This window comes from Thalassovita autumnalis (assembly GCF_001458255.1).
GTDB classification, from domain to species: domain Bacteria; phylum Pseudomonadota; class Alphaproteobacteria; order Rhodobacterales; family Rhodobacteraceae; genus Thalassobius; species Thalassobius autumnalis.
In genome coordinates, this window is sequence record NZ_CYSB01000027.1 from 138,402 (window position 1) to 152,305 (window position 13,904).

14 protein-coding genes are annotated in these 13,904 nt (G+C 59.6%); 9 read left to right on the top strand and 5 right to left on the bottom strand.

Annotation, left to right across the window (positions count from 1 at the left end; genetic code table 11):
- The first annotated feature begins 213 nt into the window (after positions 1-213).
- The 4 genes from TL5118_RS09730 (at position 214) to TL5118_RS09745 (ending at position 4,390) form a co-directional block, all read left to right on the top strand.
- A complete protein-coding gene (locus tag TL5118_RS09730) occupies positions 214-2,031 on the top strand; it encodes a DUF294 nucleotidyltransferase-like domain-containing protein (RefSeq protein ID WP_058242875.1) in 1,818 nt (605 codons plus the stop codon).
- 53 nt (positions 2,032-2,084) lie between these two features.
- Positions 2,085-2,639 carry a hypothetical protein gene (locus TL5118_RS09735; RefSeq protein WP_242601764.1) on the top strand — a complete coding sequence of 185 codons (555 nt, stop codon included), beginning with the start codon at positions 2,085-2,087 and terminating at the stop codon, positions 2,637-2,639.
- A complete protein-coding gene (locus TL5118_RS09740; RefSeq protein ID WP_058242877.1) occupies positions 2,639-4,051 on the top strand; it encodes an exonuclease domain-containing protein in 1,413 nt (470 codons plus the stop codon). The genes TL5118_RS09735 and TL5118_RS09740 overlap by 1 nt, the downstream gene beginning before the upstream one ends.
- 144 nt (positions 4,052-4,195) lie before the next feature.
- On the top strand, positions 4,196-4,390 hold the full coding sequence (locus tag TL5118_RS09745; protein ID WP_058242878.1) for a hypothetical protein: 195 nt from the start codon (positions 4,196-4,198) through the stop codon (positions 4,388-4,390).
- A gap of 86 nt (positions 4,391-4,476) precedes the next feature.
- On the opposite strand, the gene TL5118_RS09750 is transcribed toward TL5118_RS09745, so the two are convergent.
- The gene (locus TL5118_RS09750) at positions 4,477-5,271 is read right to left on the bottom strand and encodes an RlmE family RNA methyltransferase (RefSeq protein ID WP_058242879.1); all 795 of its coding nucleotides are present in this window, start codon (positions 5,269-5,271) and stop codon (positions 4,477-4,479) included.
- A 187-nt stretch (positions 5,272-5,458) separates the two neighbouring features.
- Positions 5,459-6,571, bottom strand: coding sequence for a Ppx/GppA phosphatase family protein (locus tag TL5118_RS09755; protein ID WP_058242880.1), 1,113 nt, complete (start codon positions 6,569-6,571; stop codon positions 5,459-5,461).
- 220 nt (positions 6,572-6,791) lie between these two features.
- Here TL5118_RS09755 and TL5118_RS09760 point away from each other — a divergent pair, with 220 nt between their 5' ends.
- The 3 genes from TL5118_RS09760 to TL5118_RS09770 are packed head-to-tail and all read left to right on the top strand — an operon-like array spanning position 6,792 to position 9,172.
- Entirely contained in the window at positions 6,792-7,094 is a 303-nt protein-coding gene (locus TL5118_RS09760; RefSeq protein ID WP_058242881.1) for a virulence factor, read from the top strand.
- Positions 7,095-7,135: 41 nt separating this feature from the next.
- A complete protein-coding gene (locus TL5118_RS09765) occupies positions 7,136-8,086 on the top strand; it encodes a methylenetetrahydrofolate reductase (RefSeq protein WP_058242882.1) in 951 nt (316 codons plus the stop codon).
- 9 nt (positions 8,087-8,095) lie between these two features.
- A complete protein-coding gene (locus TL5118_RS09770; RefSeq protein WP_058242883.1) occupies positions 8,096-9,172 on the top strand; it encodes a methyltetrahydrofolate cobalamin methyltransferase in 1,077 nt (358 codons plus the stop codon).
- 86 nt (positions 9,173-9,258) lie between these two features.
- Here the strand turns inward: TL5118_RS09770 and TL5118_RS09775 are convergent, their stop codons facing one another.
- From TL5118_RS09775 to TL5118_RS09785, 3 genes are read right to left on the bottom strand one after another with little or no spacing between them, the layout of a single operon-like run.
- Entirely contained in the window at positions 9,259-9,645 is a 387-nt protein-coding gene (locus TL5118_RS09775) for a VOC family protein (protein WP_058242884.1), read from the bottom strand.
- Between the two features lie 42 nt (positions 9,646-9,687).
- A complete protein-coding gene (locus TL5118_RS09780; RefSeq protein ID WP_058242885.1) occupies positions 9,688-10,473 on the bottom strand; it encodes a helix-turn-helix domain-containing protein in 786 nt (261 codons plus the stop codon).
- A gap of 20 nt (positions 10,474-10,493) precedes the next feature.
- A complete protein-coding gene (locus TL5118_RS09785) occupies positions 10,494-11,102 on the bottom strand; it encodes a response regulator transcription factor (RefSeq protein WP_058242886.1) in 609 nt (202 codons plus the stop codon).
- A 229-nt stretch (positions 11,103-11,331) separates the two neighbouring features.
- Here TL5118_RS09785 and TL5118_RS09790 point away from each other — a divergent pair, with 229 nt between their 5' ends.
- Together TL5118_RS09790 and TL5118_RS09795 are read left to right on the top strand one after the other, a co-directional pair.
- On the top strand, positions 11,332-11,859 hold the full coding sequence (locus TL5118_RS09790) for a putative pterin-binding protein (protein WP_131727432.1): 528 nt from the start codon (positions 11,332-11,334) through the stop codon (positions 11,857-11,859).
- Positions 11,860-11,973: 114 nt separating this feature from the next.
- Positions 11,974-13,904 (top strand): PAS domain-containing sensor histidine kinase (locus tag TL5118_RS09795; protein ID WP_058242888.1); only part of this gene is annotated, 1,931 nt, incomplete at its 3' end.

Consider the following 13,904-nt stretch of genomic DNA (forward strand, 5'->3'; position numbering starts at 1 on the left):
ATGGGGCGCACCCTCCCTCCGTGCCCCATTCATTTCATCCCGCCCGGGGTTCTGGGCGGGATGTTTTTGTTTCTGGTGTGGCGTGTTTGCCCGCGTTTTTGCCGGCGTGTTCCCCCGTGCCCGGTGCTGTTTTTGTTCTGCGTCAAGGTGTGGCGCAGCCAGGGTTGATAGGGCGGGGGCACCTGCCTGTTTCCAGAATTGCCGGAGATCGTGATGACCAAGGCCACAGCTGATCTGCATCGCTTCCTGACCTCACTGCACCCCTATGACACGATGGAGCCGGACGCTCTTGCGCCGCTGCTGGATCAGTTTGAATGGCAGCGCTTTGAAAAAGGGCAGCAGATCTATCAGCGCGGGGTAGCGCAGGCCGGTCTTTACGTGATCCACAAGGGGCAGGTGGAGGTGCGCGATGAAAACGACGTGCCCCTGTCCCTGTTGGGGGTGCGCAACTCGTTCGGGGAACGTGGTCTGCTGCGCGATGGGGTCGCGGTGACGTCTGCCCGGGCGCTGGAAGAGACCACCTGCCTGTTGCTGCCCGCCGTGGCCTTTGCCGAACTGATCGCCGGAAATGCACAGGCGCGCCGGTTCTTTGACCGCTCCCGCGCACGGGTTCAGAAGGATGATCTGGCCTCGACCAAAGTGGCCGACCTGATGACCCGCGATCCGGTGGCCTGCACCCCTGAGGTGACGATCCAGCAGGCAGCGCAGCAGATCCGCGACCGGCGGATCTCTTCGCTCTGCGTTGCCACCGGGGGGCGGCTGAAGGGGATCGTGACGGTGCGCGATATGGCAGGTGCGCTGGCCGACGCCCGACCGCTGGACAGTAAAGTGTCCGAGATTATGACCCGCGATCCGCTGACGCTGGCACCTTCTGCCATTGGGTCAGATGTGCTGCATATGATGATGGAACATCGCATCAGCCATATCCCGATCTGCGAAGGGCGCAAATTGGTTGGCATGGTCAGCCAGACGGATCTGACCCGGTTTCAAGCGGTCAGCTCGGCCGAGCTGGTGTCTGAGGTTGCTCATGCAACAACGGCTGAGGAGATGGCCGAGGTCACCGCGCGTATTCCGCAGCTGCTGGTGCAACTGGTCGGGGCCGGAAACCGGCATGAGGTGGTGACCCGGCTGATCACCGACGTGGCAGATACAGCAACCCGACGTTTGCTGGCCTTGGCTGAGGAAAAGCTGGGCCCGCCGCCGGTGCCCTATCTGTGGCTGGCCTGTGGATCGCAGGGGCGACAGGAACAGACCGGCGTCAGCGATCAGGACAACTGTATGATCCTGCATGATGACGTCACCGCAGATCAGATGGGCTATTTCGCCGAACTGGCGCAGTTTGTCTGCGATGGCCTGAACACCTGCGGTTACATCTATTGCCCCGGCGATATGATGGCGACGAACCCGCAGTGGTGTCAGCCGCAGCGCATCTGGCGGAACTATTTCAGCGGTTGGATCAAAACCCCGGACCCTGAGGCGCAGATGCTGGCCTCGGTCATGTTTGATCTGCGCCCCATTGGCGGCAGCAAGGCCCTGTTTGAGGATCTGCAGGAAGACACGCTGAAACGCGCCAGCGACAACTCTATTTTTGTGGCCCATATGGTCAGCAACTCCCTGAAACATACACCACCGTTGGGGTTGCTGCGGGGCTTTGCCACGATCCGGTCCGGTGAGCACAAAAACACGCTGGATATGAAGCACAACGGTGTGGTGCCGGTGGTGGATATGGGGCGGGTCTATGCGCTGCAGGGACAGATCGCGCAGGTCAACACACGCGCCCGTCTGGAATTGGCGGCGGAGGCGGGCGTGCTGTCACCTTCTGGCGCGCGGGATCTGTTGGATGCCTATGATCTGATCGCAGAAAACCGTCTGGCCCATCAGGCGCGCCAGATCCAGCGTGGTGAGGCGCCGGACAACTATATGGCGCCCTCAGAACTGTCCGATCTGGAACGCAGCCACCTGCGCAACGCTTTTGTGGTGATCAAGTCACTGCAATCGGCGTTGGGACATGGCCGTGGCAGCGTCAGCTAAAGTGTAAATCAAGATGACCGCTGTCGTTTGAGGCGAAGCGGGGTATAACCCCCATGAGCGGGGCGAAGACGAGGGGAGAAGACGAAGTGTTTTTGGAATTGATCGCAACTTTTGTGGCGGGGATCGCTGCGGCGGGCGGTATTATGCTGCTCAACAAGGTGGTACGTGGCCGTTTGCCCCGTTGGTTGACCCCGGTTGTGGCCGGTCTTGCGATGCTGGCCGCCACGATCAGCAGTGAATATGGCTGGTTCGACCGCACCGCAAACAACATGCCCGACGGTTTTGAAGTTGCAAAAAAAGTAGAAGATCGCGCTTTTTATCGTCCATGGACCTATGCTTTTCCTTATGTCAGCCGTTTTATGGCTGTGGACACCCTATCCATTCGTACAAACGATGCATTTGAAGGGCAGCATATGGTGGAAGTTGCATTTTTTGGTCGCTGGGCGCCGGTACAGCTGGTGCCGATGCTGATCGATTGCCCTGCTGCGCAGCAGGCGGAACTGGGTGGCGCAGAATTTGGTGCAGATGGCGGCATTGAGAACGCCAATTGGGCCCCTCTGGCAACAGATGAAGGGCTTTACAAGATTGTCTGTGGAGGGACAGCTTGATGTTAGTAAGCCTCAGCCTTCGCTTGCGGGTTTTTCTGTTCTTTGCCCTGATGGGCTTGGGCGGGGTCGGCCTGTTTGGGTTGGCGCTCTATTTTGGATATGAGGCCGCGCAGGAGGGCGATCTGATCAGCGCCTTTGCGCAGGCAGCCATTATCGCTGGCTTTGGCCTCATGGGGATGGTCATGGGCATTTGGCTGCTGTTTGACGAAAACGTTGCCAAGCCCATTGAGCGCGTGGCCGCGCGGATGCGGGCCGGGGCCCATGCGGGTGTGAACCACCACATGGATATGGCGGGTGCCAGATATCTTGGCGATCTGGGCCCGGCGGCCGAGGCGGTGACGCGTCAGCTGATTGAGGCCTCAATGAACACGGCCGGGGCGATTGCCACCAAAACCCAGAAGCTGGAACTGGAAAAGGAACGGCTGACCAAACTGCTGACCGAAATTCCGCTGGCGATGATCCTGGTGAACTCCAACCACCAGATCGTGCTTTATGACGGTCAGGCCGCTGCGGTTCTGGCGCAGATCCAGGCACCCCGTCTGAACACCGATATCTTCGACTACTTCGATCGCAAAGCGGTTGAGGCCGCCTGGGAAACGCTGATGCAGACCGGCGAGGAGGTGACCTTCCGCGCGCTTGGATCTGCAAAACGGCAGAACTTTGAGATCCGGATGAAGCCTTTGGACAGCGGCACCGGCTATATGTTGATCATCGAAAGCTCCGAGGTGGTTCTGGCGCCGGATGCTTCACGTCCGCTGATCTATGACTTTGAATTGCTTGAGCAAAACGAAGGCACCTCGGTGGATGATCTGAAGCTGTCTGAACTGACCTACTGCGTGTTTGACACCGAAACCACTGGCCTGCTGCCACACAAAGATGAGGTCGTGCAGATCGGCGCGGTGCGTGTGGTGCGCAACAAGATCGTGGAGGGCGAGGAGATGGAAAGCCTCGTCAATCCGCTGGTGCCGATCCCCGCGGCCTCCACCAAGGTGCATGGGATCACCGATGCGATGGTGCAAAACGCCCCGCTGATTGAGGATGCGACCCGCGAATTCCATGACTTCGCCCGCTCCACCGTGCTGGTGGCTCATAACGCGCCGTTTGATATGGCCTTCATGCACCGCTACGGCAAACGCGCCAATCTGGAATGGCCGCACCCGGTGCTGGATACGGTTCTGGCCTCAGCCGTTGTGTTCGGTGCCAGTGAAACCCACACCGTGGATGCGCTTTGCGAACGTCTTGGCGTGGTGATCCCATCGGCGCTGCGGCACACGGCGATCGGCGATGCCCGCGCCACGGCTGAGGTGCTGTGCCGTCTGATCCCGATGCTTGAGGCCCGCGGCATTGAGACCTTTGGTGATCTGTTGCAGCACACCCGCAAACACGGGCGGATCCTCAAGGATCTGAACTGATCCAAAAGGTGGCATAAGTTTGCGCAAAAGCGGGGGGACGGCAAAATCTCCCCGCTTTTGCACGAAATCCGCTGAAATGGCGCCACATTTGACCGTTCTAAAAAGGGACAGAGCCAGTAATCCGGTCGAGTGAGAGGACGCGCCATGTTCCAGTTTTCCCAAACCAGCTTTCAGCCGCGCCATGGCCGGTTGTTTGAACTGATCCGTCAGCAAAATCTGCAGGACCGCCGCCGTCGCTTCAGTGATGAGCCGATCACGGATATCACCGCCGAAAGTCTGATCCGCGCGGCCAGCGCCAGCGTGATGCCGGCCCCCGGTTGGCAGAAAACCGCGCTCTGAGCACCGGCCAAATTTTGGCAATGAAAAAGGCGACCGCAAAGGGTCGCCTTTTGTGTGTCTGGTCTGTTTCTGGGCGCTGCTTGGGATTAGCCCAGCGGGTTATCCGGATCATCGTCCGGGTCGGCATCCTGATTGCCGTAAAAACCTGTTGCGACCACAAATTTTTCAGAACTGTCAGAGCGTGACGCGGGTGGTTTGACGTTCACCACCTTTTTGAACTTGGTCTTCAGCAGCTTCTGCAATTCCCCCTCGGCACCACCGGCCAGAACCTTGGCCACAAAGGTGCCGCCTTCGTCCAAGACGTCAAAGGCCAGATAGGCCGCCGCTTCGCAGAGCGCGATGATGCGCAGGTGGTCGGTCTGCTTGTGCCCCGAAGACGCCGCCGCCATGTCCGACATCACAACATCGGCTTGACCGCCCAGCCAGTCCTTGACCTTCAGATCGGCGTCATCTTCCATAAAGTCGAGCTGGTGAATTTCCGCGCCGGCGATCGGCTCAACCTCCTGCAGGTCGACACCGATGATCCGGCCCACGGCTTTGCCCTTTTTCTCACCCAGCGCGTTGATGCGGGGCACCGCCACCTGGCACCAGCCGCCCGGCGCGCAGCCCAGATCCACCACCCGTGCGCCGGGCACGAGGAACCGGTATTTGTCATCCAGTTCAAGGATCTTATAGGCGGCGCGGCCACGGTAGCCATCGGTCTGCGCCCGTTTCACGTAAGGGTCGTTCAATTGCCGCTGCAGCCAAAGGGTTGAGGACATCTTGCGCCCGCGCGCGGTTTTCACCTTGACCGTCAGGTCCCGCTGGCCACGGCCAGAGGTGTTCTTGTTTGCACCGGGTTTGCCGACGCCGTATTTTTTCTTGCCGGGTTTCTTGGCCATCGTCTTACCTGTGTTGCCCTGCTGTTGCGGGGCGTTTGTTTGCGGGCCTTGGGCCCGGTCCGTCTGATTTGGGCGGGTTTGGCGTAAGTTGCGCCAAATGCCAAGCCCGTGTGTGGCGGATCGTGGCAATTGCCGTGATTTCTGTGCGTTTCTGGCTCAAAACCCGCTGTTTGATCCAGATCTAGGGTCAGAACGGCCCATCTTCCAGTACCCCATCCGCACTCATCTGCGCATAGAGCAAGCCTTCGCGCAGGCCCCGATCTGCCACGGATAACCGATCAGTCGGCCAGCAGCGCAGCAGCGCCTGCAGGATCGCGGAGCCTGACATGATCAGCGCCTGACGGTCCTGGCCAATGCGCGGATCGCGCCGGCGTCCCTGCGGGCCAAGGCTGAGGTAGTTGCGGATCACCTTGTCGATCTGATCTGACGTCATCCGCAGCCCGTCTACCTTGGTCCGGTCATAGCGTTTCAGCCCCAGATGGCTGGCCGCCACAGTGGTCACCGTGCCCGAGGTGCCGACGATCTGAAACCCTTCGCGGGTCTGCTCATCCGCGTAGGGTGAGAACTCAGACAGGTTTTCCTCAAAAAACCAGCTCATCAGCGCAAAGCGGGCGGCGTCATCTTCGACATCGCGGAACTGATCGCGCAGCGTTGCGACGCCAAGCGGCACGGAAATCCAATCCACCACCTTGGCGGCGGGGAAGGGGCTGTCAGCGGTCTGAAACCCCGAATGCAGCCGCATGATCGAACGGGGACGGTCGCGTTTGGGCACTGATGTCAGATCGATCCACACCAATTCGGTCGAGCCACCGCCAATATCGACGACCAGCAGCTGTTCGGTCTTGGTCGACACCAGGGGCGCGCAGGAGATAACCGCCAGACGGGCCTCTTCCTCGGGTTGGATGATGTCCAACTGCAGCCCGGTTTCGCGTTTCACCTGACGGATGAATTCGCGTGAGTTTTTGGCGCGACGGCAGGCTTCGGTGGCGACCAGACGCATCCGGCGCACCTTGTGGCGTTTCAGTTTCTGCTGACAGATCCGCAGCGCCTGAACCGTACGCCCCATTGAGGCGCGACTCAGCCGTCCAGTGCTTTCCAGACCGGCGCCCAGTTGCACCGACTTTGAAAAGCTGTCCACCACATGAAATTGACTGCCCTTTGGCTGGGCAATCAGCATGCGGCAGCTATTTGTTCCCAGATCCAGGGCCGCATAAAGCTCAGCCGGATCCGGCGGATTGGGCGCGGGGCTCTCAACCGGTTTCGGGAATGCGCCCGCACCTCTGGGACGCTTGGGCGCCATAGTCACGCCCTCCATTTCGAGTTACCCCCACGGTAGTCTCTCTGGCGGTTCGGCGCAAGGCGTGGCGCGGCGGCAGCGTAAATTTCACCCAAGGTCGCAGGACCGCCTCGGAATGTCGAAATTTGGCCTAGTGTCGCAATTTGACCGGTTTAAGCAGGAAAGAGAGGGGCGGCGGAATCACATCGCCCAAACGCGACTGTTGCAAAGGATCACTTAGCCCATGCCTGACGTCACTATCGTTTACTGGCGCGATATTCCCGCACAGGTCATCGTCGGCAAAGGGCGGCGTGGCGCCAAGAAACCTTTGGCAGAACGGTTCGAACAGGCGATTGACCGCGCTGCGATGAAAATCGGCGCCTCGGACACGGATGCCTATCTGGCGGAATGGCGCAAAGCCGATCCTTACGAGATGGCGGGCGATCCGGCTGAGATTGTCGCAGCTGAGGCCGCGCGTCTGGAAGAGGAATACGATCAGGAGCGGATCAAAGCGCTGATCGCAAATGAGGGGTGGGACCGCGGGTGACCCCGCGCTGGCCACATATCACACACATAAGGGAGGCCGTGATGGCATTGCTGAATTTCCGCAAACGGGAGGATCGCCCGACAAATCCGGTCAACCCTCAGATGGAGGCCTTCCTGCAGGGCTACTCGATCGAGGTGATGCCGCGCACTGCAGCCAAGATCGACAATTTCCGCGATCTGCTGCCCGAGGGCACCCGCGTTTACATCGCCCACATTGGGGGCACCCCGATTGAGGACATGGTGGAAACCGCCGCGCGCCTCAGCGATGACGGCTACAACGTCATGCCGCATTTCCCGGCGCGGATCATCAAAGATGCCGCCACGCTGGAAGACTGGATCAACCGCTATCAGTCCGAGGCCGGCGTCAAACAGGCGTTGCTGCTGGCAGGCGGTGTTGCGAACCCTGTGGGGGAATTCCACTCCTCCATGCAGCTGATGGAAACCGGCTTGTTTGACAAGGCAGGCTTCACCCATCTGCATGTGGCGGGCCACCCTGAGGGCAACAAAGACATCGACCCGGATGGATCGGACAAAATGGTGATGGAAGCGCTGCGCTGGAAACAGGCGTTCAACGACCGCACCGATGCATCTATCGCGCTGGCCACCCAGTTTGCCTTTGACGCCGATCCGATCATCGACTGGGCCAACCGTCTGACCGCTGAGGGTATCACCCTGCCGATCCACATCGGCATTGCTGGGCCTGCAAAACTGCAGACCCTGATCAAGTTTGCCATTGCCTGTGGTGTTGGGCCTTCGCTGTCGGTTTTGCAGAAACGCGCGATGGATGTGACCAAGCTGCTGCTGCCCTATGAGCCGACCGATGTGTTGACCAAACTGGCGGCACACAAGGCCGCCAACCCCGATTTCAACATCACCAATGTGCACTTCTTCCCGCTGGGCGGGATCAAGACCAACGCCAATTGGGCGATCGACAACGGCGGCGCTGCTGCCGTGCCCGCCAACCTCGCGGCCGAAGCCGCAGTGTCGCAGTAAGGAAGAGCCATGACGCGCACCATCGTAGAATCCCCGACCAAGACCGCGATCATTGGTTTCGATCAGCCTTTCACCGTGATTGGTGAACGGATCAATCCCACCGGCCGCAAGATCCTGAATGCGGAACTGGAAGCGGGCGATTTTTCCCGCGTGCAGGCAGATGCCCTGGCGCAGGTGGCCGCTGGCGCCACCATCCTCGACATCAATTCGGGCGCGGTGTTTTCCAACAAAATGGCCGAAGATCCGCGCTACGCGGACAACAACTTTGTGGAACCGGACCTGATGCGTCAGCTGGTTGAAAAGGTGCAGGAAGTCACCGATTGCCCGCTGTGTATCGACAGTTCCGTGCCCGGCGCGTTGGAGGCTGGTCTGGACGCCGCCAAAGGCCGCCCGCTGCTGAACTCGGTCACGGGTGAAGAGGAACGGCTGGAGCTGGTGCTGCCGCTGGTCAAGAAATACAACGTGCCGGTGGTGGCCATTTCCAACGATGACACGGGGATTTCCGAAGATCCCGAAGTGCGCTTTGCCGTGGCCAAAAAGATTGTGGAACGCGCCGCCGATTTCGGCATTCCGGCCTATGACATCGTGGTCGATCCGCTGGTGATGCCTGTGGGGGCAATGGGGTCTGCTGGTTTGCAGGTGTTTGAGCTGAACAAACGTCTGCGCAATGAACTGGGTGTGAACACCACCTGCGGCGCCTCCAACATCTCCTTCGGGTTGCCAAACCGTCACGGCATCAACAATGCCTTCCTGCCGATGGCGATGGCGACCGGCATGACCTCAGCGATCATGAACCCGGTGGCGCTGCCTGTTGGGCCGAAGAAACTGGCCGAGAAAAAGGCCGAAGTGGAAGCGGCAGGCATCATCCTGCCCGCCGACATGGATGATGAGGCGTTCTGCCAGATGTTCGGCCTTGGCTCGACCAAACCGCGTGCCGGTAAAGAGATGGAGGCGATCCGTGCCGCCAACTTCCTCACCAACAACGATGAGGGTGGCGCAGAATGGATCAAGTTCAACAAACCTGCCGGTGATGCTGGCGAAGGTGGGCGTGGCCGCCGTGGTGGTGGCCGTCGCCGCCGCGCTTGATGCGAGGGAGGGAGCGAGGCGCTGCCTCGCGCTCCGGAGTATTTTTAGCAAGATGAAAGGGCGGCCCTGCGGGGGCGCCTTTTTGCTTAGGTGATTGGGGTGGCCAGTTCGACAAGGCAGCCGTTCAGGTCACGCACATAAGCGACCGTCTGGCCCCAGGGTTTTTCTGATGGAGGCACAACGGGGCTACATCCTGCATCAAGCGCGGTTTGGTAGGCGCTCGCGACGCCCTCCGTGACGAGGCAGATTTCCCAAGCGGCAGCGAGGGATTTGGCGCTGTTGGGGCTGACGGCAAGGCCGTTCAACTCAATCGCGTCGAGGGCGGCAAAGGCCAGCGCGGTGGCGCCGGTCTCCATCTCAGCGTAGGTCTGGCTGTCATGCAGGAAGCGGCATTTGAGGCCAAAGGCGGTTTCGTAAAATGTGACCGTTTGCGGCACATCGGCGACGTAGATGATTGTGTATCCAAGTTTCATATGCTGAGTTTAGCAGGGCGGGCCGCGGCGCTCTTGGATAAATCAGACATCGATGTGCGAAATCGCGAGGTGCAACTGGGGCAACGTCAGGTTTGGTGGCAAATCGGCCGGGGTGAAGCCGCCGAAGCGCTTGAAGGCGCGGGTCATATGGCTTTGATCGCAATACCCTGCCTCAAAACTCGCGGCGCTGAGCGGCAGGCAGGCGTCACGGATCAGCCGTAGCGCACGGTGAAACTGGACCAATTGCGCATAGATTTTGGGCGACAGGCCAACGGTGTGCGCAAAGCGGCGCTGCAACTGGCGTGTGCTGAGCGACAGGTGACCTGCTAGGCGGGGCACGGGCAGGCGCCCGCCGCTGTGGTGGATCAGATCCAGCACCTCGGTCACATCGGGCGCCTGGACCTTGTTGAGCCGCGGGGACAGCGCCTGCTGTAGCAGGCGGGCCAGCTGGCGCGGAGATGCTGGCCCTGTAGGCAATGTGATTTCAGGCAGGATCGCCTGTGCATCGGACTGTCGCAGCGATTTGTCCTGCATTTCCGCCAGCCCATCGCCCCAGATCAAGTGGCTGTAAGAGGGGCGTAGGCGCAGACCAATCCAGCAGTCGCCGGGCTGTTCCGGCACCGCAAAGGCGCGGGTGGCTGGGCCGGGCAGTACCAGATGTGGCGGCGAGGGGCTCAGTTCGTTGTAACGCAGGATAATGTCACAGCGACCATCCGGCAGCACCAGCGAGGTGCCTGTTGCGGTGGCGCGATGGGTCCAGAACGCCTCAACCGAGCGGGTCAGGCGCGGTGACAGCTGGCGATCGCGGTAACCGGCGGGCAGGGGCATGGATCAGCCCCAAAAACGGATCAGACCAGATCCTTGTCGCGGGCAATCATTGCGGCATGGGTGCGGTTGCGCGCCTGTAGTTTGCGGCTGAGCGTTTTGACATGCAGCTTGACGGTCACCTCTTGCACGTCGAGGTCGCGGGCAATCTCTTTGTTGGCTTTGCCTTCGCAAATACCGCGCAACACGTCCATTTCCCGTGGGGTAAGGTGAATGTCGGCGGCACTGTCTTCCGCTGAATCCAAGAAATGCTGGGGCGTGTAAATCCCGCCATTGAGCAGATGTTGCACGGCGGAAATCAGCGTTTCCGGCGCAATGGTCTTGGGCAGGAAGCCCGATGCCCCGGCAGACAGCGCCCGGCGGGCCACGTCGGGGGATGCGGTGCCAGAAATAATGGCAACGGGCAGTTCTTCGTTGGTTTCCATCGCTTTCAGCAGGCCCTCAGGCAGTTTCATGCCGGGCATCGTATAGTCCAGCATGACCAGTTCATAACTGCCGGTTTTTTCGATCATCGCCATGGCTTCTTGGAAATTGGACGCCTGATCGACATGAAGCTCCCCCATGTCCCGCAGATAGGCTGCGAGGGTTTCGCGCACCAGATCGTGGTCGTCAGCAATCAAAATTCTGGTCATTGCAAAAGCGGTCCTTGGTATTCCAACACGTTTCAATAAAACAAAACTTTGGGCAAATGACCAGAACGTCAATTTGACGGTCGCTTCCCTTGGTTCACTGAGGAGAAAAATTATGCATTGAACCTGGGGACGGTGCCTGAAAATTCCCCCTATACAGTTGGATAGGCCTCTAGACGCACTGTGTCAATTTCCGCAAGCTGGGTTTTAAGAAACAAGACAGGTCGAGGTTATGAAACATACAAGACGAGGTTTAGCGCGTTTCGCCATGGCTTCTTTGGCTGCGTTGGCGCTGATGGGACCTGCTGCACCACTGTGGGCGGGCTCGGCCGATCCGACACCTGAAACCATTGTCATGACGGTCACCTATGAGGATGGCAGCGGCCGTGAAATGCGGGAGTTGACCCTGGGCGAGGTAATGGAATTGCCGGTGTCTGGATTTGAAACCTCGACCGTCTGGACCGAAGGGGTCCAGCGCTTTGAGGGTGTTTGGCTGGAAGACCTGATTGCTCATCTCGGCCTCAACGAAGGGACGCTGGAACTTTCAGCGCTGAACGAATATTTGGTAGATTTTCAGGCAGATGAGATCCCGGGCAGCAAGGCGCTGGTCGCTTATCGCCATAATGGCAAGCTGATGTCGGCACGGGAAAAAGGCCCGCTTTGGATTGTTTACCCCTATGACGAGGGGCCGGAGTTCCAGACAGAATTGACATATATGTCAAGTATTTGGCAGTTGGACCGCATTATTGCGCTGCCTTGAGCGGCATCATGGATGCAAAATTGGCTAAAAAGCCGTTCAGGCCCAGCTGTGGGCCTCACTTTTGCATTGGAAAAAGGCTAGTCTGTCAAAGGGATAAGTGAGAAGGAGTCGCCGATGGGGCCTTGGCGCCGGTTCCTGAGTGTTGGGGTCTGGGTGCAGTCCGCCATTTTGGGGTTGGTCATTTTGGTCAGCCTGCCTTTGTCTGTGCAGATTTGGGGTGAGGTGTCGCGCAAGCTTGACGATTTGCGCACCTCTCAGAATGACAATGTGATCTGGAACCTGACCCAGTTGGAGGTTGAGTTCCTGAAGTTTGAACGCACTTTGATCTTGGGCATCCAGGAAGGCGCGCCCGATGCCAAACAGCTGCAGGAGGTGCGGCGTCGCTTCAACATCTACTTCAGCCGGTTGGAAACGCTAAACGGCGGGGCGCTTTATCAGCGCGCGTTCGAAGAATACGGCACCATGGGCATCCTGACCGGATTGCGCATGGAAGTGGCTGAAATCCTGCCCTACTTCGAGCTGCCGGATGATGAGTTCTATACCAAGCTACCGGAAATTCTGGCCATGCAGGAGGGCCGGGAACGTCTGGTGCGCCGCATTATCGCGCGCGGCAATCAGTTCACCGGTGTGCATGGTCAGGCACAGCGGGATGACATCAGCCGATTGTTGTTGCGCCTGTCGATCGCCTCAATGGTGCTGTTTGTGGCGCTTGGGCTGGCGACCATTCTGTTCTTTCGCCAATCGATGGGCCATCGGGCCCGTGCGATTGAGCACAAACAATCCTCGGCCCGATTTGCCACTGTTATCTCTACCTCACCAGATGCGCTGATCGTGACCGATGATGCGGGCAATATTGTTGAGTTCAACCGCGCCGCGGAACGGTTGGTGGGCATCGAACGCGCCCGCGCCCTTGGCAATCCTTTCCCCCGCTATCTGACCGATCAGGATGGCGAGCTGGCCGACCTGCCGCTGGCCAATGGCAGCCGCATCGCGGGTGTGCAGCTGACCTTGCAGACCGCCAGCAGCGCTTTGGTGCCGGTGGAGCTGTCACAGGGTGTGGCCGAGTTTGAGACGCAGCGCTTCTACGTCTACTTCCTGCGCGACATTTCGGATCGTCTGGCTGCCGACCGTGCGCTGTTGGCGTCACGGGATCGGGCGCTTGCCGGTGAACGGGCGAAATCCCGGTTCCTTGCGGTGATGAGCCATGAGATGCGCACGCCTTTGAACGGTATTCTGGGCTTGGTTGAGCTACTCCGCAGTGGTGACACCCCACCTGAAGAGCAGAAGCGCTACCTTGAACTGCTGCGCAACTCGGGCCAGATCCTGCTGGATCACGTGAATGACGTGCTGGACATTGCCCAGCTGGAAGCCGACGGCGTGCGGCTGAACCCGCAGCCCTTTGATATGGACCAGATGTTGGCCGATATCCTTGGCCCGATGGAGGTCGCGGCAGAGGCGCGCGGCAATCACATCGCGCTGGATAAATCCGGCCCACTGGGGTGGTTCCATGGCGATGGCGCGCGGCTGCGCCAGGTTTTGACCAACCTGATCGGCAATGCGGTGAAATTCACCAATGAGGGCGCGGTGATAGTCTCGGCCGTTAGCTACGCCGGGCGGCGGGGTGACACGGCGATGGTCGAGTTTCAGATCACCGACACTGGCGTCGGCATCGCAGAACAAGACGTGGCGCGGATCTTCGATGATTTTGTGCGGATTGATCGGGGCGACAGCCAACAGCCTGAGGGTACCGGCCTTGGTCTGGGCATCGCCAAACGGATCGTCGAAGCGATGGGCGGCCAGATCGGCGTTGACAGCATTGAGGGTGATGGATCCACCTTCTGGGTGACCCTGGAACTGCCGCGCGCGACCCCTGTTCAGGCCGGTCTGGCTGCGGGCGCTGCCCTGAGCGATCAGGAAGAGGCAGAAAATCCCCTGAAAATTTTGGTGGTTGAGGATAATGCCACCAACCGTCTGGTGGTGCGGGATCTGCTGAAGTGGTCCCACCTTTTCGGACAGTTTTGCAGCTTTGCTAAGGTGTATCGGGT

Coding starts and splice junctions, on each gene's coding strand:
- TL5118_RS09730 (WP_058242875.1), top strand. CDS start 214: ATGACCAAGGCCACAGCTGATCTGCATCGCTTCCTGACCTCACTGCAC.
- TL5118_RS09735 (WP_242601764.1), top strand. CDS start 2,085: ATGAGCGGGGCGAAGACGAGGGGAGAAGACGAAGTGTTTTTGGAATTG.
- TL5118_RS09740 (WP_058242877.1), top strand. CDS start 2,639: ATGTTAGTAAGCCTCAGCCTTCGCTTGCGGGTTTTTCTGTTCTTTGCC.
- TL5118_RS09745 (WP_058242878.1), top strand. CDS start 4,196: ATGTTCCAGTTTTCCCAAACCAGCTTTCAGCCGCGCCATGGCCGGTTG.
- TL5118_RS09750 (WP_058242879.1), bottom strand. CDS start 5,271: ATGGCCAAGAAACCCGGCAAGAAAAAATACGGCGTCGGCAAACCCGGT.
- TL5118_RS09755 (WP_058242880.1), bottom strand. CDS start 6,571: ATGGCGCCCAAGCGTCCCAGAGGTGCGGGCGCATTCCCGAAACCGGTT.
- TL5118_RS09760 (WP_058242881.1), top strand. CDS start 6,792: ATGCCTGACGTCACTATCGTTTACTGGCGCGATATTCCCGCACAGGTC.
- TL5118_RS09765 (WP_058242882.1), top strand. CDS start 7,136: ATGGCATTGCTGAATTTCCGCAAACGGGAGGATCGCCCGACAAATCCG.
- TL5118_RS09770 (WP_058242883.1), top strand. CDS start 8,096: ATGACGCGCACCATCGTAGAATCCCCGACCAAGACCGCGATCATTGGT.
- TL5118_RS09775 (WP_058242884.1), bottom strand. CDS start 9,645: ATGAAACTTGGATACACAATCATCTACGTCGCCGATGTGCCGCAAACG.
- TL5118_RS09780 (WP_058242885.1), bottom strand. CDS start 10,473: ATGCCCCTGCCCGCCGGTTACCGCGATCGCCAGCTGTCACCGCGCCTG.
- TL5118_RS09785 (WP_058242886.1), bottom strand. CDS start 11,102: ATGACCAGAATTTTGATTGCTGACGACCACGATCTGGTGCGCGAAACC.
- TL5118_RS09790 (WP_131727432.1), top strand. CDS start 11,332: ATGAAACATACAAGACGAGGTTTAGCGCGTTTCGCCATGGCTTCTTTG.